This is a genomic window from Kitasatospora sp. MAP5-34, from assembly GCF_029894335.1.
In the GTDB taxonomy this organism is placed as follows: Bacteria; Actinomycetota; Actinomycetes; order Streptomycetales; family Streptomycetaceae; genus Kitasatospora.
In genome coordinates this window covers 82,637-104,812 of record NZ_JARXZC010000019.1, presented here as the reverse complement: position 1 = coordinate 104,812, position 22,176 = coordinate 82,637, and the positions used below count along the sequence as shown (strand labels likewise).

The 22,176-nt window shown below is 72.2% G+C and carries 20 protein-coding genes and 1 tRNA gene; 8 read left to right on the top strand and 13 right to left on the bottom strand.

Features of this window, described 5'->3' with window-relative positions; genetic code table 11:
* Window positions 1–114 precede the first annotated feature (114 nt).
* The 3 genes from P3T29_RS17655 to P3T29_RS17645 all read left to right on the top strand — a co-directional run bounded on the left by P3T29_RS17655 (window position 115) and on the right by P3T29_RS17645 (window position 2,287).
* Window positions 115–1,068 carry an NADPH:quinone oxidoreductase family protein gene (locus tag P3T29_RS17655; protein ID WP_280717449.1) on the top strand — a complete coding sequence of 318 codons (954 nt, stop codon included), beginning with the start codon at window positions 115–117 and terminating at the stop codon, window positions 1,066–1,068.
* 124 nt (window positions 1,069–1,192) lie between these two features.
* Window positions 1,193–1,266 (top strand) — tRNA-Met (locus P3T29_RS17650).
* 169 nt (window positions 1,267–1,435) lie between these two features.
* Window positions 1,436–2,287, top strand: coding sequence for a maleylpyruvate isomerase N-terminal domain-containing protein (locus P3T29_RS17645; protein WP_280717448.1), 852 nt, complete (start codon window positions 1,436–1,438; stop codon window positions 2,285–2,287).
* A gap of 40 nt (window positions 2,288–2,327) precedes the next feature.
* On the opposite strand, the gene P3T29_RS17640 is transcribed toward P3T29_RS17645, so the two are convergent.
* Window positions 2,328–3,380: an NAD(P)-dependent alcohol dehydrogenase gene (locus tag P3T29_RS17640; RefSeq protein ID WP_280717447.1), complete on the bottom strand. Its 1,053-nt coding sequence runs from the start codon at window positions 3,378–3,380 to the stop codon at window positions 2,328–2,330.
* A gap of 100 nt (window positions 3,381–3,480) precedes the next feature.
* On the opposite strand from P3T29_RS17640, the gene P3T29_RS17635 reads away from it, so the two are divergent.
* The 3 genes from P3T29_RS17635 to P3T29_RS17625 all read left to right on the top strand — a co-directional run bounded on the left by P3T29_RS17635 (window position 3,481) and on the right by P3T29_RS17625 (window position 8,495).
* Window positions 3,481–4,329: a helix-turn-helix transcriptional regulator gene (locus P3T29_RS17635; RefSeq protein ID WP_280717446.1), complete on the top strand. Its 849-nt coding sequence runs from the start codon at window positions 3,481–3,483 to the stop codon at window positions 4,327–4,329.
* An 87-nt stretch (window positions 4,330–4,416) separates the two neighbouring features.
* The gene (pgm, locus tag P3T29_RS17630; protein ID WP_280717445.1) at window positions 4,417–6,072 is read left to right on the top strand and encodes a phosphoglucomutase (alpha-D-glucose-1,6-bisphosphate-dependent); all 1,656 of its coding nucleotides are present in this window, start codon (window positions 4,417–4,419) and stop codon (window positions 6,070–6,072) included.
* A gap of 317 nt (window positions 6,073–6,389) precedes the next feature.
* Window positions 6,390–8,495, top strand: coding sequence for a BTAD domain-containing putative transcriptional regulator (locus P3T29_RS17625; RefSeq protein ID WP_280717444.1), 2,106 nt, complete (start codon window positions 6,390–6,392; stop codon window positions 8,493–8,495).
* Between the two features lie 14 nt (window positions 8,496–8,509).
* Here the strand turns inward: P3T29_RS17625 and P3T29_RS17620 are convergent, their stop codons facing one another.
* The 8 genes from P3T29_RS17620 to P3T29_RS17585 form a co-directional block, all read right to left on the bottom strand.
* Window positions 8,510–9,496, bottom strand: coding sequence for a zinc ribbon domain-containing protein (locus P3T29_RS17620; protein ID WP_280717443.1), 987 nt, complete (start codon window positions 9,494–9,496; stop codon window positions 8,510–8,512).
* 16 nt (window positions 9,497–9,512) lie between these two features.
* Window positions 9,513–10,169, bottom strand: a complete 657-nt coding sequence (locus tag P3T29_RS17615) for a phage tail protein (protein WP_280717442.1) — start codon at window positions 10,167–10,169, stop codon at window positions 9,513–9,515.
* On the bottom strand, window positions 10,166–12,109 hold the full coding sequence (locus P3T29_RS17610; RefSeq protein ID WP_280717441.1) for a putative baseplate assembly protein: 1,944 nt from the start codon (window positions 12,107–12,109) through the stop codon (window positions 10,166–10,168). The genes P3T29_RS17615 and P3T29_RS17610 overlap by 4 nt, the downstream gene beginning before the upstream one ends.
* On the bottom strand, window positions 12,109–12,561 hold the full coding sequence (locus tag P3T29_RS17605) for a GPW/gp25 family protein (RefSeq protein WP_280717440.1): 453 nt from the start codon (window positions 12,559–12,561) through the stop codon (window positions 12,109–12,111). Before P3T29_RS17605 ends, P3T29_RS17610 begins: the two co-directional genes overlap by 1 nt.
* A gap of 78 nt (window positions 12,562–12,639) precedes the next feature.
* Window positions 12,640–14,415 (bottom strand): VgrG-related protein, encoded by a 1,776-nt coding sequence (locus tag P3T29_RS17600; protein ID WP_280717439.1) that lies wholly within the window; start codon window positions 14,413–14,415, stop codon window positions 12,640–12,642.
* Window positions 14,416–14,419: 4 nt separating this feature from the next.
* Window positions 14,420–15,118 carry a LysM peptidoglycan-binding domain-containing protein gene (locus tag P3T29_RS17595; protein WP_280717438.1) on the bottom strand — a complete coding sequence of 233 codons (699 nt, stop codon included), beginning with the start codon at window positions 15,116–15,118 and terminating at the stop codon, window positions 14,420–14,422.
* A 59-nt stretch (window positions 15,119–15,177) separates the two neighbouring features.
* Window positions 15,178–15,603, bottom strand: a complete 426-nt coding sequence (locus P3T29_RS17590; protein WP_280717437.1) for a phage tail protein — start codon at window positions 15,601–15,603, stop codon at window positions 15,178–15,180.
* A 123-nt stretch (window positions 15,604–15,726) separates the two neighbouring features.
* A complete protein-coding gene (locus P3T29_RS17585) occupies window positions 15,727–15,918 on the bottom strand; it encodes a hypothetical protein (RefSeq protein ID WP_280717436.1) in 192 nt (63 codons plus the stop codon).
* Between the two features lie 52 nt (window positions 15,919–15,970).
* Between P3T29_RS17585 and P3T29_RS17580 the strand changes: the two genes are divergently transcribed.
* Together P3T29_RS17580 and P3T29_RS17575 are read left to right on the top strand one after the other, a co-directional pair.
* Window positions 15,971–16,324 carry a hypothetical protein gene (locus tag P3T29_RS17580; protein WP_280717435.1) on the top strand — a complete coding sequence of 118 codons (354 nt, stop codon included), beginning with the start codon at window positions 15,971–15,973 and terminating at the stop codon, window positions 16,322–16,324.
* Between the two features lie 273 nt (window positions 16,325–16,597).
* The gene (locus P3T29_RS17575) at window positions 16,598–17,593 is read left to right on the top strand and encodes a hypothetical protein (RefSeq protein ID WP_280717434.1); all 996 of its coding nucleotides are present in this window, start codon (window positions 16,598–16,600) and stop codon (window positions 17,591–17,593) included.
* 1,581 nt (window positions 17,594–19,174) lie between these two features.
* Here P3T29_RS17575 and P3T29_RS17570 read toward each other — a convergent pair.
* From P3T29_RS17570 to P3T29_RS17555, 4 genes are all read right to left on the bottom strand, one after another.
* Window positions 19,175–19,330 carry a DUF6760 family protein gene (locus P3T29_RS17570; protein ID WP_280717433.1) on the bottom strand — a complete coding sequence of 52 codons (156 nt, stop codon included), beginning with the start codon at window positions 19,328–19,330 and terminating at the stop codon, window positions 19,175–19,177.
* Window positions 19,327–19,788 (bottom strand): hypothetical protein, encoded by a 462-nt coding sequence (locus P3T29_RS17565; RefSeq protein WP_280717432.1) that lies wholly within the window; start codon window positions 19,786–19,788, stop codon window positions 19,327–19,329. The genes P3T29_RS17570 and P3T29_RS17565 overlap by 4 nt, the downstream gene beginning before the upstream one ends.
* Entirely contained in the window at window positions 19,785–20,231 is a 447-nt protein-coding gene (locus P3T29_RS17560) for a phage tail protein (protein ID WP_280717431.1), read from the bottom strand. Before P3T29_RS17560 ends, P3T29_RS17565 begins: the two co-directional genes overlap by 4 nt.
* Window positions 20,232–20,294: 63 nt before the next feature.
* Window positions 20,295–21,851, bottom strand: a complete 1,557-nt coding sequence (locus P3T29_RS17555; RefSeq protein ID WP_280717430.1) for a phage tail sheath subtilisin-like domain-containing protein — start codon at window positions 21,849–21,851, stop codon at window positions 20,295–20,297.
* Between the last annotated feature and the right edge of the window lie 325 nt (window positions 21,852–22,176).

The window sequence follows — 22,176 nt, the reverse complement described above, 5'->3', positions numbered from 1 at the left end:
CGGGGGCGCGGCGGCCGCCGGGCGAGCTGAAACAAGCGTACGCTTAGGTCTGGACAAGCGAGCCCGCCAGGTGTTGGGTGGGCGGAGATAGTTACCCGCGAGTAGGGAGTGCTTGTGCGCGCGATCCAGATCACCGAGTTCGGCGGCCCCGAGATCCTGCGGGTCGTGGACCTGCCGGAGCCGGTGGCGCAGCCCGGACAGCTGCTGGTCGACGTGTCGGCGATCGGCGTCAACTACGCCGACACGCACGCCGTCGAGGACTCCTACCTGTCCCGGAGCACCCTTCCGATGGTGGTCGGCTCCGAGGTCGTCGGGCGGACCGGCGAGGGGCGGCGGGTGGTCGCGATCACCGAGGGCGGCGGGTACGCCGAGCGGGCCGTCGCCTGGGAGGCGATGGCCCACGACGTCCCCGAGGGTGTCACCGACGGGCAGGCGCTGGCCCTGGTGGTGCAGGGGCTCACCGCCTGGCACCTGCTGCGGACCTCGGCGCGGATCGCGCCGGGCGAGTCGGTGGTCGTGCACGCCGCCGCCGGTGGCACCGGTTCGCTCGCCGTCCAGCTGGCGAAGCAGTTCGGGGCGGGCCGGGTGATCGCCACCGCCTCCTCCGAGGAGAAGCGCGACCTGGCGGTGGAACTCGGCGCCGACGTCGCGATCGACGCGGACGCCGACGGCCTCAAGGACCGGCTGATCGAGGCCAACGGCGGCAAGAAGGTCGACATCGTGCTGGAGATGACCGGCGGGCCGGTGTTCGACGCCTCACTCGCGGCGCTCGCACCCTTCGGCCGACTGGTCACCTACGGGATGGCCTCCCGCGAGGCGCCCGCGCCGGTGACGGCGGCCGGGCTGATGGGCCGCTCCCGGGCGGTGGTCGGCTTCTGGCTGATGCACTGCATCGGGCGCCCGGGCATGTACCGCGAGCCGATGGCCGAACTCTTCGCCATGACGGCCGACGGCCGCCTGAAGCCGCAGGTCGGCGGGGTCTACCCGCTCTCGGACGCGGCCCGCGCCCACACCGACCTCAGGGCGCGCCGGACCTTCGGCAAGCTGGTGCTCGACCCCAGCAGCTGACCACTCGGATGACCACTCGGAGGTGCGGCCCGGTCAGCGGTAGTCGCTCTCCTCGACCGCCCGCCCCGCCAGGCCCAGGCGATTTCGCGCTGACGCGTACGTACCGTAGAGTCTGGTTCACCGACGCGGGGTGGAGCAGCTCGGTAGCTCGCTGGGCTCATAACCCAGAGGTCGCAGGTTCAAATCCTGTCCCCGCTACTTGACCAGTGGGCCCGGTGCGCATGCGCCGGGCCCACTGTCGTTTCCGGCCCGGCCCGATGGTGACCAATGGGTGGACAGGGTGACTCGGCCGCCTCTACGCTCTGCCGACACCTCAGGGGCCGGCGTCCGTCCCAGGCCCTGGTGCTGTTTCCGGGAAGGCATGGGCATGGAGCAGAGCGACCGCGAGCAGGCCCGCCGTGCGGTGGGCGAAGGCGGGGCCCGGCTCGTACGGCTGCTCCGGGAGGGCGATCCGGCAGCTCAGGTGGCCGGCTCCCAGTGGCGGGTGGCCGATGTGGCGTCCCATCTGGCTTACGTGTTCCGGGGGTTCACCGAGGCGGCGGTCGGCAACAGCGCGCAGTTCGCCCGGTACGTACCGGACGAGCCGGACTTCCACCGGCGGCTGGCCACTGTCAACGGCGCGCTCGTCCAGGAACTCGCCGACAGCGCCGGTGACCAGCAGTCCGCCGTCGCGATCGGCATGGTCGAGGAGGGGATCGCCGGTTTTCTGGCCGCCACCGCCTCGCTCGACCCCGAGGCCGCGTTGGACACCCCCTGGTACGGCCCCGGGGTGACCCGGACCACGGACACCCTCACCGCGCTGGCCCTGGGCGAGATCCTGGTGCACGGCCTGGACATAGCCCGCACGAGCGCCACGCCCTGGCCGATCGAACGGTCCGAGGCGACCGTGGTGGCGCGCGAGGTGTTCGCCCGGATGCTGCCGCTGATGCTCACCGACGCCGGGCGCCGCGCCGAGGTCTCGTACCGGATCAGCTGGCGCGGCGCCCCCCGAAGCTCGCCTGACCTGGTGGTCCGGCTCAGCGCGGGCACGGTGACCACCGGCCCGGCCGGGCCCGGCGAGCGGGTCGACTGCCGCGTCCTGGCGGACCCGGTGGCGTTCCTGCTCGTCGGCTACGGCCGCTCCTCGACCTGGCGCGAGGTGCTGGCCGGCCGCATCCTGGCCTGGGGCCGCCGCCCCTGGGCCGCCGCCCGGCTCCCCCAGCTGTTCTGCAGGCCGTGACGCCGAGCGGTCGGCCCCGCCGCGACTGATCGACTGTGTGTCAGATGGTGGACACGTCGATCACGAACCGGTAGCGGACGTCACTGGCGAGCACCCGCGCGTACGCCTCGTTGATCCGGTCCGCGCTGATCACCTCGATCTCCGCGCCGATACCGTGCTCGGCGCAGAAGTCGAGCATCTCCTGGGTCTCCGGGATGCCGCCGATCATCGAGCCGGCCAGCGACCTGCGGCCGCCCATCAGGGCGAACTGCGCGACCAGCGCGGGCTTTTCGGGCGCACCGATCTGGACCAGGGTGCCGTCGGTCTTCAGCAGGCCGAGGTAGGCGTTGAGGTCGAGGTCGGCGGAGACGGTGTTGAGGATCAGGTCGAAGGTACCGGCGAGGCGCTCGAAGGTCTCCGGGTCCGAGGTGGCGTAGTAGTGGTCGGCGCCGAACTTGAGGCCATCCTCCTGCTTGCGCAGCGACTGGCTGAGCACCGTGACCTCGGCGCCCTTGGCGTGCGCGAGCTTCACGCCCATGTGCCCGAGCCCGCCGAGCCCGACGACCGCGACCTTCTTGCCCGGACCGGCGCCCCAGTGGGCGAGCGGGGAGTAGAGGGTGATGCCGGCGCAGAGCAGCGGTGCGGCGGCGTCCAGCGGGATGGCGTCGGGGATGCGCAGCGCGTAACCCTCGTCCACCACCAGGTGGGTGGAGTAACCGCCGTAAGTGGGCTGCCCGTCGCGGCCGGTGCCGTTGTAGGTCATCACGGCGCCGGGCTGGCCGGTGCAGTACTGCTGCAGTCCGGCGAGGCAGTTCTCGCACTCGCGGCAGGAGTCGACGAAGCAGCCGACCCCGACCCGGTCGCCGATCGCGTACCGGGTGACACCCGGACCGACCTCGGCGACCACGCCGACGATCTCGTGGCCGGGCACCATCGGGAAGATGCCGGCGCCCCAGTCTTCGTTGACCTGGTGGATGTCCGAGTGGCAGATGCCCGCGAACTCGATGGCGATCAGGATGTCGTGCTCGCCGAGCGCCCGGCGCGGGACGGTCGTGCGCTCCAGCGGCGCCTTGGGCGAGGGGGCGGCGTAAGCGGGGACATTCGTAATGGTCATGACCTCACTCTGCGCCCGCCCGCCAGGTGCTAGCCAGTCCACCACTGAACGTACGTCTGCGGTTCCTACCATTGGCGGAATCACCCTCATACTGGGCGGCATGGACCAGCGCACCGAATTGAGCGAGTTCCTGCGCTCGCGCCGCGCCCGGCTGCAGCCCGAGGACGTGGGGATCACCCACCACGGCGGCCGCCGCCGGGTCCCCGGGCTGCGCCGGGAGGAGTTGGCGCAGCTGGCCGGGGTGAGCGTCGCGTACTACACGCGGCTCGAACAGGGACACGGTGAGAACGTCTCCAGCTCGGTGCTGGACGCCATCGCGGGCGCGCTGCGGCTCGGCCAGGCCGAGCGCGAGCACCTGAGCCACCTCACCAAGCCGGTCCAGCGCCGCTCGCGCGCGTTCACCCGCCGGCAGCAGATCCGTCCGGCGCTGCAACAGCTCATCGACTCGATGACGGACATCCCGGCGTACGTCATCGGGCGGCGGCTGGACATCATCGGGTGGAACCGGCTCGCCGGCGCCCTGCTCGGCGACTTCGCCGCGATGCCGGCGGAGCAGCGCAACCTGGCCTGGCAGCTCTTCCTCTCCCCCGCCTCCCGCGAGCTGTACGACGACTGGGACGGCAAGGCGGCGGACGTGCTCGCCGGCCTGCGGCTGGACGCGGGCCTCTACCCCGACGACCCCCAACTCGCCTCCCTGGTAGGCGAACTGTCGCTCAAGAGCGCGGACTTCCGCCGCCTGTGGGCCGCCCACGACGTACGCGACAAGAGCTACGGCGTGAAGGAGCTCCACCACGCGCTGGTCGGCCGGCTCACCCTCGCGTACGAGACCCTGCGGATGCCGGGCGACCCCGACCAGCTCCTGGTCGCCTACCACGCCGAACCGGGCTCCCCCTCGGCGGAGTCGCTGCGGCTGCTGGCCAGCTGGACCAGCGAAACGGCCGACAGGTAGGGCAAACCCCCCTGCTGTGGTTCCTGACTACCGGTCAGCAACAGCCCGTACGATGGCCGCACACCGTCCACTCACGGAGGACAAGACATGGTGCACGTACGGGCCGGGGAGCAGGCGGCATCGGAGGATCTGGTGGACGTGGCCAGGCTGGTGACGGCCTACTACGCCCTCCATCCGGATCCGGCCGAGCCGGGGCAGCGGGTCGCGTTCGGTACCTCCGGCCACCGGGGGTCCTCGCTGAACACGGCCTTCAACGAGGACCACATCGCCGCCACCACACAGGCGATCTGCGAGTACCGGCGGGCGCAGGGCACCAACGGACCGCTCTTCCTCGGCGCCGACACGCACGCCCTCTCCGAACCCGCCCGGGTCACGGCGCTGGAGGTGCTCGCCGCCAACGGGGTCACCGTGCTGATCGACAGCGGCGACGGCTACACCCCCACGCCCGCCGTCTCGCACGCGATCCTCACCCACAACCGCGAGGCCCACAACCGCGAGCACGGCGGTGGCGGCGCGGACGGCATCGTGGTCACGCCCTCGCACAACCCGCCCGCCGACGGCGGCTTCAAGTACAACCCCCCGCACGGCGGCCCGGCGGGCTCGGACGCCACCGGCTGGATCCAGGACCGGGCCAACGCGCTGATCGCGGCCGGTCTGACGGGCGTGCGCCGGGTCCCGTACGCCCGCGCGCTGGCGGCCGCGACCACCGGCCGGTACGACTTCCTCGGCCGCTACACCGACGACCTGCCCGCCGTGCTGGACCTGGACGCCGTGCGCGCGGCCGGGGTGCGGATCGGCGCGGACCCGCTCGGCGGCGCCTCGGTGGCGTACTGGGGCCGGATCGCCGAGACGCACCGGCTCGACCTCACCGTCATCAACCCGCTGACGGATCCCACCTGGCGGTTCATGACGCTGGACTGGGACGGGAAGATCCGGATGGACTGCTCGTCGCCGTACGCGATGGCCTCGCTGATCGACCGCCGGCACGAGTACACCATCGCCACCGGGAACGACGCCGACGCCGACCGGCACGGCATCGTGACACCCGACGCCGGGCTGATGAACCCCAACCACTACCTGGCCGTGGCGATCGACTACCTCTACCGGCACCGCGACGGCTGGCCCGCCGAAGCCGCCGTCGGCAAGACCCTGGTGTCCTCCTCGATGATCGACCGGGTGGCCACCGAACTCAAGCGAGAGTTGGTCGAAGTCCCGGTCGGCTTCAAGTGGTTCGTCGACGGACTGCTCGGCGGCGACCTCGGCTTCGGCGGCGAGGAGTCCGCCGGGGCCTCCTTCCTGCGCCGCGACGGCCGGGTCTGGACCACCGACAAGGACGGCATCCTGCTGGCGCTGCTCGCCGCCGAGATCACCGCCGTCACCGGGCGGACGCCGTCCCAGCGGTACGCCGAGCTGACGGACCGGTTCGGCACCCCTGCGTACGCCCGGATCGACGCACCCGCCGACCGTGAACAGAAGGCCGTCCTGGCCGCCTTGACGGCCGAACAGGTACGGGCCGACGAGCTGGCCGGAGAGCCGATCACCGCAGTCCTCACCGAGGCCCCGGGCAACGGCGCCGCACTCGGCGGCCTCAAGGTCCGTACGGAGAACGCCTGGTTCGCCGCCCGCCCGTCCGGCACCGAGGACGTCTACAAGATCTACGCCGAGAGCTTCCACGGCCCCGAGCACCTCGCCCGGGTCCAGACCGAGGCCCGGGAGCTGGTGAGCCGGGCCCTGGGTGCCTGAGGTGCCGGGTGCTGAGGTGCGGGTGCGTGAAGTGGCGCTGGGCGCTTGAGCCATCGCGGATTCGCTCCTGGACGGAACTGAAGCACAGGTCGGTGCGTGAGAGTTGGTGATGACCCGACTCCGGTCCTTCAAGAAATCCCCTCGTTCCGAAGATCTCGTGTTGGAATCAAGGTGGATTACGGCGTTCCGGTGTCCGGATCATCACAGCTAAGCTCGGTATCCGCCATCCGCCAACGTGCCCACGATCCGTCAGGATCCGCACTGCGGCTCGGCTTCGGCCTGCGCCTGACGGCCAAGAGCACAGTGAGGTTTCGGACTTGACTCATCACCGGCCCGGTCCCGAGGACCAGGCGCACGGAGCGGCCGCGACGGCCCTGGTCGAGCAGGCCCTGACCACGGCCCTGACCGGGCAGACCGGCGCCCTGCTGCTGGAGGGCGAGGCGGGCATCGGGCGGACCACCTTCCTGGTCGAGTCCTCCGCCCTGGCGAGACGGCTCGGCTTCACCGTCGCCCGGGGCCGCTGCCACCCGCAGGAGCGGCACCATCCGCTCGGGGTGGTCCGCCAGGTCTTCGCCTCCCTGCTGCTCTCCACCCCCGGGTTCCCGGGTATACCGGAGGTGACGGACGGCGGGCCGGGCGACCCCTCGTCGATGCCCGCGCAGTTCGACGTCCTGGTCGGGCTGTACCGCTCGCTGGCGGAGGCGGCCGCCCGCTCCCCGCTGCTCGTGGTGCTCGACGACCTCCAGTGGTGCGACGAGGCCTCGCTCCGGGCGCTCAGCCAACTCGTCCACCACGGCGTACGGTTACGGCTGGTGGTCCTGGCGGCCGTCCGCACCGGGGAGCCGGTCGGCCGGTCGGCGGCCTTCCAGGACACTGCAGGCCACCTGCGCCGCACCCGGCTGGCCGGGCTCGACCTGCCGGCCGTCGCCGAACTCGTCCGTACGGTACTCCCGGGCGAGCCGCACCCGGACTTCGTCGCCGCCTGCCGACGGTCCACCGGCGGCAACCCGACCCTGGTCCGCGCGCTGCTGGACGAGATCGCCCGCCACGACCTGCCACCCGGCCCCGGGACGGCGGAGCGACTGCTGAACTACGCGCCCGAGGCGACCGCCCGGGACGCCGAGGCCAGGATCCACCGGCTCGGCCGGCCGGCCACCGCCATGGCCCAGGCCGTGGCGGTGCTCGGCGACGGAGCGGACCTCGGCCAGGCCGCCTCGGTGGCCGACCTGTCCCGCCCCGAGGCGGCCACGGCCGTGGATCTGCTCATCGGCGGCGGAGTGCTGTCCAACCACCACCAACTCACCTTCCGGCACCAGGTGGTGGGGGCCGCGCTGGCCCGCTACCTCCCCGCCGGCACGGCCAGCACGCTCCGTGTACGGGCCGCCAGGGCCCTGCACCAGGCCGGCGGACGGGCGGAGCCGGCGGTGGAACACCTGCTGCTGACCGACCCCGTGGGCGAGAGCTGGGCCCGCGAGATGCTCCGCACGGCCGGCCTGGACGCCGCTGCGGCAGGGCGTCCGGAGACCGCCGTACGGTATCTGACCCGCGCGCTGCGCGAACCGCAGTCCGAGGCCGAGACCGCGCAGCTGCTCCGCGAACTGGGCACCGCGCAATTCACCATCCAGCTGCCCGCCCAGGTTCCTCCCCAGAGAGCGGCAGTGCAGCAGCGCGGGGACACCCACCGGCCGCTGGAGATCCGCTGCCTCGGCAGCTTCCGGATCGCCCGCAGCGGCGTGGAGCTGGACCTGTCGGGTGTCCGTCCGAAGGCGCGGACGCTCCTCCGGCTGCTGGCCATGAGGGCAGGCACCGCCGTGCACCGGGATCACCTGCTGGACGCCCTGTGGCCGGGCCTGCCGTCCGAGCAGGGCGTGCGAAACCTCCAGGTCACGGTGTCCCGGCTGCGGGCCTGCCTGGAGCCGCAGGCCGAGCGCGGCGGGTCGCGGTTCCTGCTGCGCAGCGGCGCGTCGTACCAGCTCGCGCTGGAGCCGGATGCCGTGTGCGACGTCCGGGCGTTCGAGCGCGCCGTCCGGCTGTGGCGGCACGCCCGCCCGGCGGCGCCGGAGCAGGAGGCGGAGCTGCTCGGCGCCGCCCTGCGTTGGTACGCCGGTGACCTGCTGCCCGAGGACGGCGCGGCCGAGTGGGTGGTGACGGAACGCGCCCGGCTGCGCGACCAGGCATCGGACGTCTGCCAGGCGCTGGCCGAAGTACGGCTCGGGCTGGGGCAGTTGGAAGCGTCCGCCCGGGCCGCCCGGCGGAGCCTGGACCTCGATCCGTTCCGGGACGCCTCCTGGCGGGTGCTGACCACGGTGTACCGCCGGACGGGGGACGTCGCAGCAGCCGAACGGACGCGGCAGGAGTACGAACGGATGCTGCGCTCCCTCGACGGCGGCCCGGAGGTGGACGACCTGTTGGTCCGGCGATAGTCGGGTCCCAGTGGTCAGGAGCGTTCGAAGAACTCCACCTCCCCGAGTGCCACCAGCCGGGCCGGGCCCGTCCCGTAGGCCGAGCGGACGGTCAGCCGGATCTTCGTGACCCCGGCGACCGGCCACCGGATGGTCTGCGGGGTCGGCTTGTCCTCCAGCCGGACGGTCTTCTGAGCTGTGCTGCCGCCGGTGGACCACGCGGTGATCTCCAGCTCGGCCGGCCTGGCCTGCTTCAGGAACTCGTCCTGGTGGTCCGAGGCGCCCGAGTCGACGACGAGGTCGAGCAGGCGGAACGGCTGGGCGAAGTCGGCCTCCAGCCACTCCCCCGGCTGCGGCGGGGCGGTGAGCGGCCCGGCCGGTGCCCAGTAGTGGTTCCAGGTGCCGTCCACCGCGTCCTGGGCGGGGTGACCGGGCGCGGCGCTGGAGGCCCGCACCGAGGCGGCGTGCACCGGCGCCGGCGGGGTGTATCTGTCGCGGAGGGCCGTGACGGCCCGGGGCCCGTAAGCAACTCCCGTGTACACCAAGGACGTTGTCACCCCAAGCGCCAGCAGGGTGGTGACCAGGCGGCGCAGCCGGCTGACCGGGCGGCGGCGCCGGGAGATCCGCCGCCGCTGCCGCTCGCGCCACCAGCGGCGCCACCAGGGCACCCGGGCGACCTGGACGGCCCTCGCGAGCGCGGCACCGCAGCGGCGGCAGAACGCGCGCTCGGCCGGGTTCGCGGTGGCGCAGGCCGAACAGGCGAGGTCGTCCGGCCGGGCGACGTGATCGTCGACGGCAGCGCTTGCCACCGACGGCCGCACGACCGGTGTTCCCGGCTGCACCGCCACCGGCTTCTGCTCCGGCGCGTCGGCTTCCGACGATCCATCAGCTGATGATTCGTCAGATATCGACAGTGTGTCAGGTTTGTCAGGCGGGAGCAGGGTGACGGCCGCCGCACGGCCATCGGCCTGCCAGTCCGCGAACGCACCGCACTCCCCGCAGAAGTCGTCGCCGGTGCTCACCCTCGCACCGCACTGATCACAGGTGCCCACTGCTGCCGTCCTCCATCCGTCCGGGCCCTGGGGCCGCCTCCGTTGCAGTCCTCACCGCGTGTACCGCGACCGGGCCCGGCAGCACCTCGAGCGTGTAGGGCACGTGCGCCGGCCGGTTCGCGTCGATCAGCGCCGCCAGTCTGCGGACCGGCAGCGCGGCCGGCTCCTCGGCCCGGACACGCAGCCGGAGCGACGGCTCAGGGGAACCCGGCAACTGCCCACCGGGGGTGGCACTCCAGGCCGCGCCCCCGCTGTCGGTCACCTCGGCCACCAGCCCCAGCACCGCCCGTACCTCCTCCACCAGCCCGCCCGCCGTGCCGCGCCGGCGGTGCCGCCGCATCGCGCCCGCGACGGCGTCCCGGCGGGCGGCGACGGACTGCCTGCCGTCCTCGGCTCCTGCTGGGTCCGCCGCCACCCAGCCGGCCAGCCAGTCCAGGAAGTCGGCCGGGGCCAACTTCGGGTTCCAGTAGGCGTCCAGGCAGTCCAGGGCGGAGATCACCGGCGCGAGGACGTCGTCGAAGGCGGCGACCAGGCGCTGGGTGAACTCGTCGTCCAGGTACGGCCCGGGGAGCCGTTCGCCGAAGGGGTGCGGGGAGAGCAACCCTTCGACAGCCGCCCGGCCCTCAGTCACACTGCCCGTCACCGCTCCTCCACCCTGACCTGGTGCTGGTACGAGAAGACCAGCGCGTGCGCGTCCAGCTCGACCCGGTCGCCCGGCGATCCGCGCTCTCCGGTGAGCGGGTTGGCGGCGAAGAGGCGGACGTCCTCGACGAGTTCGACCCCGGGGACGCGTTGCAGCACCGCGTGCACCTCGCCCGCCTGGACCGGCCGTCCGAAGGGCCAGCCGGTGCCGTCCGGCCCGCCGGTCACCGGGTTGAAGTACCGGTACAGCGCGTCCAGGGCCCGCTCGCGGATCCGCCCGCCCGGCTCGGCCGGCTCGGCGGTGAGCCGGGCGACCACCGTGACGCCCTGGTAGTACGGCGGTTGGACCAGCAGCCGGGCGCCGATCGGCCGGCGCTCGTCCAGGTGCTCGGCGATCGCGGCCAACATACCGTCCGGCGGTACGAGTTGCTCGAACCGCAGCCGGTCGCCGGAGTCCGCCACGACCTCGGGTACCACCAACACCCGTACCCCGCCCGCGTCGGGGCCGCCCCCGGCCGGCAGACAGCGGATCCGGGCCGCCGACGGCGCGGCCCGCCGGGCGAGCAGCTCGTAGTCGGCAGCGGTCACGGCCCGGTCCTGGGAACGCAGTTGGAGAGGACCGCGCAGCTTGGCGCTCTCCACCGTCTCGCCGTCCACGCCCCCGGCGGCGGCCGCCCGGTTCTCGACCCGCGACACGTACGGGATCGAGCTGCGCAGCACCGTCAGGGTGCGCCGGGCCACGTTGCCCCGGCGTCCGCCGCCGGTCCGGTAGCGGCGGACCCGGATCCGCGCGCCCTTCGGCGGCACCGCGCCGTAGTGGCGCAGCGACCCGTCGGGCTCCCGTACGGCCGGGCCGAAGGTGATCTCACCGGTGCTCGGGTCGAGGCGCAGGTGGCGGTCGTCGGGGCCGGAGCCGCCGAAGGACTCGACCACCGTCCACTCCCGCCAACCGCCGCCGTCCGACACCTCCACCATGAACGGCCCGGGCAGCACCGGGGCCCGGCTGACGGTGAACCGCTGCCCCGGCACCCCGGCCGACTCGCCCAGGCCCTCGCCGTCCACGGTCTCGGCGTGGACGGCCGCCGCGCTGCCCCCGATGGTGAAGGCCGAGGCACTCCGGACGATCGGCGAGGCCGAATACGCGGGCTGGTCGGGCCCGTTGGCGACCACCCGGCAGCGCAGCCAGCCGGCCCGGCGACCGGCCAGGGCAGCGCTGACGTGTCCGGCGGGCACGTGCAGGACGACGTCGCCGGCCTGGTTCAGGCCGCCGGTGGAGTCCTGGCCCACCTCGCACGGCAGCCAGTCGGAGCCGTCGTACGCCTCCCAACTCAAGGGGGGATGAAGCGGGTTGACGCCGACTCCCGCCACCCTGCTGTCCAGCCGGAGTACCACCGCGCAGCGCGGCACCGCGTCCGAGAGTCCGAACAGGACGGCATCGCCGACCGCCGGTGCGGCCGTGAAGCAGGCGGTGTCCCGGCGCTGCAGAAGGTCCTCGGTCCGCTCGACCGGACGGCCGTCGACCGCCTGGGTGAGCACCTGGGTGAGCGTGCACGGCACCACGGTGAGATCCTCCGTGGTGGCGAAGACCAGCGCCTCCTCGGTCTCGGTCCGGACGGTGGCCACCTCCGTCCCCTCCCGCAGGACCACCGACCGGGGCTGGGGAGCCGAGAGCCAGAACGTGAGGTCCACCCCGGCGGCGGCGGGCGGGAAGAGGCCGACCCCGAGCAGGTCCAGGAAGGCGAGATAGGACTTCTCCGGTACCCGGTTGAGCCGGTAGAGCAGCTGGTCGGTCATGTGCGCGAACGCCTCGACCAGGGTCACCCCCGGGTCGGAGACGTTGTGGTCGGTCCACTCCGGGCAGCGCTGCTGGATGAACCGCTTGGCTTCGTCCACGAGTTGCTGGAAACGGCGGTCGTCGAGGTCGGGGGCGGGCAGGGCCATCAGCGGGCACTCTCCTGGACGTACGGGGTGTACGGGCGGCCGGGGGCGCCCGGGTCGTCGTGCGAGGGGATGACGTAGAACGGGAAGACCAGGTTGCGAGGGCTGTTGGTGCCGCGCACGGTGTACCGGATGTCGATGTAGAGGGTGCCCTCCTCCTGGGAGTCGAAGGAGACCTCGACCTCGGTGACCTCGATCCGGGGCTCCCAACGGTCCAGCGCCCGGCGGACCTCGTACGAGATCAGCCCGGCGGTGTCCTCGTCCGCCGGGGCGAAGACGTAGTCGTGCACCCCGCAGCCGAACTCCGGCCGCATCGGCCGCTCCCCGGGCGCGGTGGCCAGGATCAACCGGATGGACTCGGTGAGTTCCTGCTCGCCCGTGACCAGGGCGACACCGCCGGTGGCGCTGGTCCGCAGCGGGAAGGCCCAGCCGGAGCCGACGAACTGCTCGGCCATCTGGTCAGCCACCTCCGCTCGGTGCAGTGATCGGTGGGGTGATCCGCGCAGTGATCGGCGCAGTGATCGACCGGGGCATCAATTGATCTTCACGATCCCGCCCTTGACGCTGCACTCGGGCCCGCCGTCCAGGCTCAGACCCGACTTCCCGGAGACCGAGACGGACTCGCCGGTCAGCGTCAGCGCGCCGGAGCCGGCGTCCAGGGTGATCCCCCGGCCGGTCACCGTGACCTCCTCGGTGGCGGTGACGGTGACCTTGCCGTCGCTGTGCACGGTGATCACCGTGTTCTGCTGATCGAGGTGCACACTGAGCTTGTCCTCGTGCGTGCGCAGCCGCACTCCCGCCGGCCCAGCGGCGGCGTCGAGCAACTCGATCCGGTGGCCGCTGCGGGAGGCCAGCGAGCGCCGGTTGAGCTTGCCGGTGGCGTCGTCGACCAGGTCCAGGCCGTCCTCGGTCGGCTGGTCGACCCCATTGTAGAGGCCGCCGATCACATAGGGGCGGTCGAGCAGGCCCTGCTCGAAGGCGACCAGCACCTCGTCATGCACCTCGGGGCTGAAGACCCCGCCACCGCCGGCACCACCCCACTGAACGGTCCGCACCCAGTCGCTGACGTACGCCGGCGCGCCGTCCGAAGCATCCGACAGCCAGGGGAACTTGAGCCGCACCCAGCCCTGGCCCGCCAGCTCCTCCGGCGCCTGGATGTCGGTGACCACCCCGATCGCTACGCCCGGCACGCGCGGGGACCGGGCGGCGGCGGAGGCTCCCGTGACCAGGCCGTGCAGGGTACGGTCCTGGCGTCCGCTGACGGTGATCCAGGTCTGGTAGCCGACGCCGGGCCGGTCGGTGTGGCGGGCGGCGGTGACGGTGTACTTCCCGTCGAACGGCTGCCCGGCGCCGGTCACCGAGACCGGCTTCCCCACCCGCAGATGTGGATTGCCCAGCGCGGTCAGCTCCAACTCGGCCATTGCGGCGGCCAGTTCGGCGGCCAGCGCGGCCGACACCGCCTGCACCTCGGCGTCGGTCCGGTACGGCACGTCGGTGACGAGCAACTCCGAGGCGGGGAAGGGTGCTACGGCCTGCGACGGGTCGAGCCCGACCAGTGGACCGGCTCCGGCGCTCACGGTCTGCTCGGAGAGCAGACCCTTCTTCTGCGTCACGTCCCAGCCCCGCACGGCGACCTTGCCCACCTGGTTCACCGAGGACACCGAGGAGCGGATCGAGAGCACGTTCTCGCCCATCTCCACCACGTACGGACTCTGGGCGGCCGAGGTGCCCGACTCGGGCGCCGAGGACGCCGGGACGGGGGCACGGAAGTAGAAACTGCCGTCCTCCACCACCATTTCGCGGTCGCTCTCCTCGGCCAGCGAGACCAGGAACTCCCAGTCGGAGACGTTCGGTTGGGTGCGCAGCGGATACGTGGTCACCGTCTCGTCGATCCGCCCCACCGGGATACCGGCCCGGGCCGCCACCGCGGCGGCGATGTCGGAGGCCGTCTGCCCGACGAAGCCGGTGATCCGACGGCCGCGCCGCAGGCGGTGCGACAGGTCGAGCGCACGTACCGTGGTGAAACTGCCCTGACCGTCGAACTCGGCCTCCAGCGCCACCACTTCACCGCTGAAGAGTGGCAGTGCGGCAGTCTCGTCGCCGGGCTGCACCCGGATGGTGAGTGGGGTCCCGATCCCGATCCCGGTCTCGCCGAGCAGGGCCCGGTCCGGGTCCAGGAAGCGGAGTTGGACCACCGCCGACAGGCTGCCGCTCTCCTCCACGCAGATGTCGACCGGCACTTGGTCCCACGGCGGCGCCAGCGGGCCGGGCGCCTCGATCAGGAAGAGGGCGGTGTTCGCTCCAGGCATCCGACTACCTCGCCCCTGCCTCGTCGGCTCCGGGCACCAGGATCTCGGTGCCCGGGCGCAGCCGTTGCGGGTCGTCGATCCCGTTCGCCTCCGCGATCAACCGCCAGGCGGTGGCGTCCCCGTACTCCCGGTACGCCAGCAGCTCCAACGAGTCGCCGGACACCAGGCGGTGAACGCGGCGGACGGTGAGTGTCCCCGAGGTCGGATTCTGCCGTGGCGTCGGGTCGCCGGCCTCGGTCAGCTGGACGGTGCAGGTCGCGCGCAGCGGAGTTCCGTCGGTGTCGAAGAGGGAGTACGTCGCGCTGACGTCCTCCAGGTACCCGAAGAACGACACACTGGCGAACGATCCCCAGGCGAACTTCACCCGTGGCGCGCACGGCGCCTTGGCCGAGATGCTCCTCGCCGTCGGCGCGCACCAACTCAACAGTGTTTCAACGCCTTTCTGGACGGCGGTGTCATGGGTCGCGGTGCCGTCCAGGAAAAGTTCGACGTTCAGCCTGCGCGGCAGCGCCCCGGTGAACTCGGGTACCCCGACCTGCTCGGCACTGCGCGCCTGGTGCGCCACCCACCCCGCGCTCTTGCTCAGGGCGAGTTGGCTCGGGTTGAACTGGAACGTGACCGCTCCCAGTGCGGCGCCGGGGGGCTGGCCGGGCCGCTTCGGCGGCTCGTACGCCGTCAGCGTGGCGCGGGCCTGGGTGGACATGGTGCGGGTGTCCTCTCCGTGGGTGGGGTAGGTGCCGGGGTGCGGGGATGCGCCGGGTGTCAGAGGAAGAAGCCGTGGTGGGCCAGCTCGATGCTCTCGGTCGCCACCTCGGAGCGGCCCGGGTCGAACGAGGGGCCGGTCCAGCCGACCACGATCACATCGCGCAGGGACCACTCGACGATCGTGTCCGCGAGGTTCGGGCGCAGGGCGGTGATCTGCGCGGTGCCACGCGTGACCTTCTGCGAGAGCCCGGCGAGGAACCTGGTCACCTTCATCGAATCAGCCGTCAACGGCCTGGAGAGCCGGACGTTGGGGAACGAGACGCGCGTCGGCAGCTGCCAGACGAACCCGTTGTTGCCGCCCTCCGCTCGCTGCTCGACCTCGACCTGGGCGCCCAGCCCGTCACAGGTGGTGAAGTGGCCCAGATCGAGGCCGTCGATCTGCAGCTTGAAGTGCACGCTCGTGCCCGGGTCCCCGTACTCCATGTGCCGGTCCTCACTCTCCTGCTCGCATCAGCCGTGCATCGTTCGCGCTCCGCCCACCGCGTCACCGTCCACCGCGTCGCCGTCCACCGCGTCGCCGTCCACCGCGTCGTCGTCACAGCCGCTTCACCGTCCACCGTCCAGCAGTCGCCCGGCGCGCTCCCGGCCGAGCCGCAGCTCCGCCCGGAGCAGCCGGCCCACCGGATCGACCAGTCGGCGCGCCAACTGGTCCAACTGCCCCCTGCTCAGCTCACGCAGCGCTGCCTCCGCCTCGAGTGGCGCAGCAGGCAGATCAACCTTCGACTGACTCTTCGTCACATTCGTTTGCCCGCCGGTCTGCTGCGTTCTGCTCACGCCTTCTCTGCTGCCCGTGGGATCGACAGTCTCCGATGCTCTGGACGGCACGCCCGCTCTCTGCACGGCGGCCCGTGGAGCGCTCGTGGACCGGCTCACCGTGACCACCTCCGGAGCCCGCCGGACCACGACGGCCTCGGGCGGCGGACTGCCGGTCGGCGAGCGGAGCCGCTGCACGGTCGCCGGGGCGGTCGCGCTACTGCCGCCGCCGATCGGCGGAACGGCTCGGTGGGTTTCAACACCGTTCCGCGCGACGGCTGGTGGCACCGACACGACTCCCCCCGAGCGAAGGACCGAAGCCGCCGGAAGCACGGCAGGGCGCGGCGCACTCGCCGGAGCCGACACCCGCACCGGAACCGGCGTTCCCTGACCACCTGCCTGGCCATGCCGCGCCACAGCACCGCCGAACGCGCGTTGCACGAGACCCGACTCGCTCCCCGGGCCGCCGCCGGCCGACAGTGCCGGCCCGCCGGAGGCGCCACCCACGCTCACGGCCGCGACCGGATCGACAGTCCCCGGCCCGCCTCCGGGCTCAGCCGCTGAGGCAACACCGGCGACCGCCTCCCGCACCACCGACCTGCCGAACACCCGCTGCACCAACCGGTGCCCCCGGCCGGAGCGCGGGCGAGCGAGCGGCTCTGACGTGCCCGGACGCGTACTCGCCGGCGCCGAGCCTACGGCCGGCTTCGTCGGGACCCCGGACACCCTGGACGCCCCCGACGCCACGGACACCCCGGACAGCGCCTGCCCGGAGCCCGCAGGTCCCCGTGCCGCACCGCCGACAGGCCTGCGGCGCTGCAACGGGGCCTCCGCCGACCCCGCCGACCCTGCCGACCCGTCGGGTGGGGCGGGCCGGTCCTCGGCCGCTGCGGCAGACGCCACCCACCGCAGCGGCACTACGACCGGGCCGGTTACGGCCGCACTCTGCGTAGCATCGCCCGACAGCTGCGGATGCAGCGGACGCCCGGCCAGCAGTTGCAGCACCACGGGTGGCGCCGCCGACGCTGCCGTGGCCGAGGGCTTCGGCGTCCCGTCCGCCATCGCCGACGGATTCAGTCGACGCTCGGCCAGCAGTTGCAGCACCACGGGTGGCGCCGCCGACGCTGCCGTGGCCGAGGGCTTCGGCGTCCCGTCCGCCATCGCCGACGGATCCAGTCGACGCTCGGCCAGCAGTTGCAGCACCACAGGGGCGGCGGGGCTCGGCGAAGGTGCGAGGACGGGAGCGGGGGCGGGGGCCTGGGCCGTGGTCGAGTGCGCCGTCCCCGGAATAGGGCCGGCCGACACGGACGAGCTGCCCGCACCCTCCGCCGCAGCCGACCGCTGCTCCACCACGCTCCGCTGGACCGCAGCCCCATCGACCGCCGGCGCCATTGGCATCGCCGACCGGCCCAGCTCACCGGGCCTCGAGGGCACCACCCCTGCCGATCGCTGGATCGACGCGGCCGAACCGATGCCACTACCCGCCGCAGCTCCAGCAGTCGACACCGAATCCGGACCGCCCAGGCCCAACGTCGGGTGCAGCTGGCCCCCGACCCCTGGAACGTCGACCGACGACGGGAGGCCCGCCGGACCGGCCGGAGGACGGGAGGCCTTCGTCCGGCCATTGGACTGCGCCCCGGCCTCAGCCGGACGATCGTGAGGAGCCCGCTGAACCTGGGGCTGAGCGATCGGCAGCGCCGACCCAGCCTCGGAGTTTCCATCGGATGCCACCTGCGGTCGGGGCGCCTCGGCGGCCGACCGCAGGACGCTCCCCACGACGCTCGTCAACCCGCTGTCCCCGACAAGCGGCGTCACAGGGCCCGCCTGCCCGTCAGAGACTCGCTGCACCGGAACCCCGGCATCCCCGGCGCGGACCGGAGATCCCCCCACCACCGCTGCCGACGACGCCGCTGACGCTGCTGACGGCGACACGCTCTCGACCACCGCAGACTGCGTCGCTGCCACCCGCTGCACCGTCGACGGCAAGGCAGCCACCGACGCGGACCGGACGAGAGGAGCCCCGAGACCGAGCCGTGAGGCCGAACCCGGACCGGCGACGGAAACAGGCTCCGCACGAGCCGGCTGCGGCCCCATCCCTTGCGCTGCCGCCGACCCACCGCTCATCGGCGGCTCTCCCGGTGCGCCGTGCCGCGAGCCGGGCACCGCCGCCCCCGGAGCAAGTGGCGCAACCCGGGCAGACGCGCGGGAAACCGTGGGGCCGGTAGAGCCAGCAGCCGCCGCAGCCCCGCCCAGCCGAGCTGTACCCGGCAGTGACGGCAACGGCTCACCCAACCCCACCCTGGGGGCCACCGACCGCTGCACCAGCGGACGATCCTCCGCCACCCCCTCAGTAAGCACAACCGGCGGAAACAAAGCCGGAGTTGATGGGAGCGCAGCCGGTGTCGGTGGATCCGGTGCAAGCGGACCCGCCGACAGCTGAACCAGAGGATCTGATGGCACGTCACTCGCCTCGCCCAACGGCCGGTCCGCCACACCCCCTTCGACCACCCGGGAGACCACAGGCGCGGTCGGGGCCACACCCGCCGCCGCACCGACAGTGGATGCCACCGCCTCGCCGACCCTCGGAACCGGTCGGCCCTTGCGGGCGGGAACAGCAGCAAGCCGCCGCGCGGGCGGGCCGCCCGACCGCGCGACCGTCAGCAGCTGAACCGGATCCGGTGCGGGCCTGGACGCACGGGACACCGTGGCCCGGGCGACCGCCAGCCTCGGTGCCCGAAAGTGTGCGGCGGCGGCACCGGAAGGCTGCGATCCATGCCCGGCTCCCGCCTCAGCCCCCGTCTCAGCACCCGCCTCCGGCCCGTCGACCTCGGCCTCGAGCCCACCCTCCGCCTCCGCCAAGCGCTGGAGGTACGTCAACGGAACTCCCGACGCCCGTTGCACCGGCAGGCCGGTCACCGGTCGGACGACTCCATGCACCAGCCCGGACGGAGCCATCGGCGTGACCAGGTGCCCCAGCGCGGTACCGAGGGTCGGCACCTGGTGGGACGCCAACCCGCCCCGGAAGCCGAGCGGGTCCGAGACCAGGGCCTGGCCCGTCACGGCACGCTGCACCTGCCCCACTCGACGCCAACCGCCACCACCCCTGCCGACGCCGACGCCACCGCCGACGCCACCGTCCGCCGGAGCCACCGACCTTTCACCGGCCGGACGTTGACGCTCCAGCCGTTGACGCTCCGGGGGCTGCCGCCTCAGCCGGTCCCACACCGCCACGATCCGTCACTCATCCCTCGTTGATTCGGGTGTTGATCCGGGCGATCTCGCGGACCCACCGGATCCGCTCCGCGTGGGTGAGATCGAGGATCGGCTCCTGCTGCCAGTGGAAGTGGTAGGCGATGTACGCGATCTCCTCGTAGAGCCGGTCGGTCGCGTACGTCACGATTCCCCCAGGCGCCCACCCGCGAGGTCGATCTCGAACGAGGAGTCGCAGGCGGGGCAGGTGACGGCGGCCCGGGTGTGGCCCTCCGCGTTGATCCGCCGGTAGAAGTCCTGGAGGAAGGCCAGGTCGGAGGCGAAGAGCTGCTCGACGAGGCCGGCGTGGACGTTGGTGATGGTGCCGATCCGGGTGACCACCATGCCGAGCAGCACGACCGACAGGTAGGCCGGGTTCTCCTTGACCCGCAGGTCGATGAGCGGCGTCAACTCGTCGCGGGCGGTGGCCAGCCGCATCGCGCCCTGACGGTGCACGGTGCCGGACTCGTCCACGTAGCCGCGCGGCAGTTCGAACTCGTACTCGGTCCTGATCCGCTCCGGTGCCGTCCGGGCGGGGGACACGGGTGGACCCGCCGGTTCGCCCGGGAAGGAATCGGATTGGCCGGAGCCTGCTCGGCGTATCAATTGAACTCGATGTCCTCGAAGACGATGGTGACCTTCTCCAGGGCCGGCTGGCCGTCGCCGGCCTTCAGGCCGGGACCCTCCCACTTGCTCACCCAGGCGTTCTTCAGGTTGATCGTCCGGTCCTGCTCGCCCTTGGAGTCAGTGAAGATGATGCTCAACTGCTGCCGGGCCGCAGCGACATCGCCGTTCTCGAAGGTCTGCTTGATCCAGGTGGTGAAGCTGCTGGCCTGGTCCATACCCCGGGTGATCTGGACCTCTCCGCCCTTGCGGGCACCGGGCAGCTTGCGGACGATCAGCTTGCCCTGCGCGTTGACCTGGACGACGTCGATCGTGTCCAGCTCCATGCTCAGGCCGCTGACCTCCTGGACCGTCTCGACCTGGATACTGCCGAGCTGGACCTTGAACGTATGGGTGGCAAGCGTGTCACCGCTCTCGGTGGGCATCTACTGCTACCGCCTCTCCTGTTCGCAATTCACTGATCGGACTTCGCGACTAACTGTCTTCTACTACTCGTTGACGAGGCTGGTGTTGTCGGAGAACTGCGCCAGCCGGAAGATCACGAACTCGGCGGGCTTCACCGGGCAGATCCCGATCTCGCAGACCACCTGGCCGGAGTCGATCGACTGCGGGGGGTTGGTCTCGGCGTCGCACTTGACGTAGAAGGCCTCGCTCGCGGTCGCCCCGAACAGCGCGCCCCGCCGCCACTCCTCGGTCAGGAAGGCCGAGATGTTACGGCGGATGGTGCTCCAGAGGTACGGGTCGTTGGGCTCGAAGACGACCCACTGCGTGCCCAGCAGGACCGACTCCTCCAGGTAGTTGAAGAGCCGCCGGACGTTGATGTACTTCCAGGCCGGGTCGGACGAGAGCGTGCGCGCACCCCAGATCCGGATGCCGCGCCCGGGGAAGGCCCGGATGCAGTTGACGCCGATCGGGTTGAGCAGGTCCTGCTCGCCCTTGGTGACGTTGGTCTGCAACTCGATGGCGCCCCGGACCACTTCATTCGCCGGAGCCTTGTGCACACCGCGCTCGGCGTCGTTCCTGGCCCAGACACCCAGCATGTGCCCGCTCGGCGGCATGAAACGGTTCTGACCGGTGGACGGGTCGAAGACCTTGATCCAAGGGTAGTACAGCGCCGCGTACTTGGAGTCGTAACCGGCCCCCACCTGCCGCCACTCCTTCACCTGACGAGGCGTCATATCTGGCAGCGGGTCGATCACCGCGAGCCGGTCGCCCATCAGTTCGCAGTGGGTGATCATCGCCGACTGGACGGCCTTGACGCCCTCCTCGTCGATCTGACCCCGCTGGTAGGCGGACATCAGGTCGGGCACGGCCAGCATGGTGATCTCGTCGATCGCCTCCAACCCGCCGAAGCCGGTCCGGTGTTCGGCGTCTCCGATGTACTCCTGCGGCGACAGGGTGCCGGCCGGGCGCGGCGCCACGCCTGCGGGGGCGGCCAGGACGAGGGTTACGCTCTGGTTCTGCGGCCTGGCCGGCGCACCGGCACCGGCCTCCTCGACCACGACGACCGCCGACCGCTCCTTGACCTGGGCCACCACGTAGTTCTTGGTGCCCTTCTTGGCCGAGACGTCGAAGCTCTCCACCTGCTTGCCGCCCTGCCGGACGACCAGCGTGAAGCGGTCCTCGGTGGGGTTCTCCCCCGCCGCGTCGGCCACCTCGACCGTCACCTCGCCCTCGACGCCGGGGCGCGCGGACACCTTGAACGTGCCGAGCGCCGCCGGCCGGGGGGCCTCGATCTCCCCGGGCCGGGCACCGACCGGCTCCGGGACCTGCTCGGCGGCCTGCTCGCCGACCCGGACCACGTAGGCGATGCCACCACCGTTGGCGAAGTACCCGTAGACCGAGTGGGCCAGGTAGGACCCGTCGACGAAGTCGCCGAAGGTCTGGATGTACTGGCTCCAGTTGGTCACCAGGCTCGCCGTGTGGAAGGGCCCTTTCTCGGCGAAGCCGACGAAGGCCGCCACCGAGGTTCCGACCGACTCGATCGGGCGGGGGCCACCCGGGGCCTCTTCCACATACACGCCAGGGGACAGGTACGTCGGCATCCTTGCTCCTCTTCCGGAGTCTCCGGTTCGTCCAGCAGCCTCACGTACGGCCCGGCCTGGAGAAATGACCATGCGTCACAGGCCAGGGGCAACGAACCGTGCCCGAACGGGCATTCACCCTGACGGCGAGCGCCACACCCGACCCGCGACCCCCGACGGCCAACACCAACCCGAGAGCGCCGTCGGCGGGCCCGGTCCGTCACCCGCCGATCGGGCACCCGCCCGTGCCCCCGCCACTGCCCGTCAGGACCTCCGCAACCGCTGCGCCGGGCGTAGAACGGATGGATGTCTGCCGCCGACCGGCGCGAGAGCCGCTAAGCCAGCG

Bases quoted from the DNA above. Each gene is read 5' to 3' on its own strand.
- P3T29_RS17640 (WP_280717447.1), bottom strand. From the start codon at position 3,380: ATGACCATTACGAATGTCCCCGCTTACGCCGCCCCCTCGCCCAAGGCG.
- P3T29_RS17605 (WP_280717440.1), bottom strand. From the start codon at position 12,561: ATGGCCGAGCAGTTCGTCGGCTCCGGCTGGGCCTTCCCGCTGCGGACC.
- P3T29_RS17590 (WP_280717437.1), bottom strand. From the start codon at position 15,603: ATGGAGTACGGGGACCCGGGCACGAGCGTGCACTTCAAGCTGCAGATC.
- P3T29_RS17595 (WP_280717438.1), bottom strand. From the start codon at position 15,118: ATGTCCACCCAGGCCCGCGCCACGCTGACGGCGTACGAGCCGCCGAAG.
- P3T29_RS17635 (WP_280717446.1), top strand. From the start codon at position 3,481: ATGGACCAGCGCACCGAATTGAGCGAGTTCCTGCGCTCGCGCCGCGCC.
- P3T29_RS17560 (WP_280717431.1), bottom strand. From the start codon at position 20,231: ATGCCCACCGAGAGCGGTGACACGCTTGCCACCCATACGTTCAAGGTC.
- P3T29_RS17600 (WP_280717439.1), bottom strand. From the start codon at position 14,415: ATGCCTGGAGCGAACACCGCCCTCTTCCTGATCGAGGCGCCCGGCCCG.
- P3T29_RS17610 (WP_280717441.1), bottom strand. From the start codon at position 12,109: ATGGCCCTGCCCGCCCCCGACCTCGACGACCGCCGTTTCCAGCAACTC.
- P3T29_RS17555 (WP_280717430.1), bottom strand. From the start codon at position 21,851: ATGCCGACGTACCTGTCCCCTGGCGTGTATGTGGAAGAGGCCCCGGGT.
- pgm (WP_280717445.1), top strand. From the start codon at position 4,417: ATGGTGCACGTACGGGCCGGGGAGCAGGCGGCATCGGAGGATCTGGTG.
- P3T29_RS17645 (WP_280717448.1), top strand. From the start codon at position 1,436: ATGGAGCAGAGCGACCGCGAGCAGGCCCGCCGTGCGGTGGGCGAAGGC.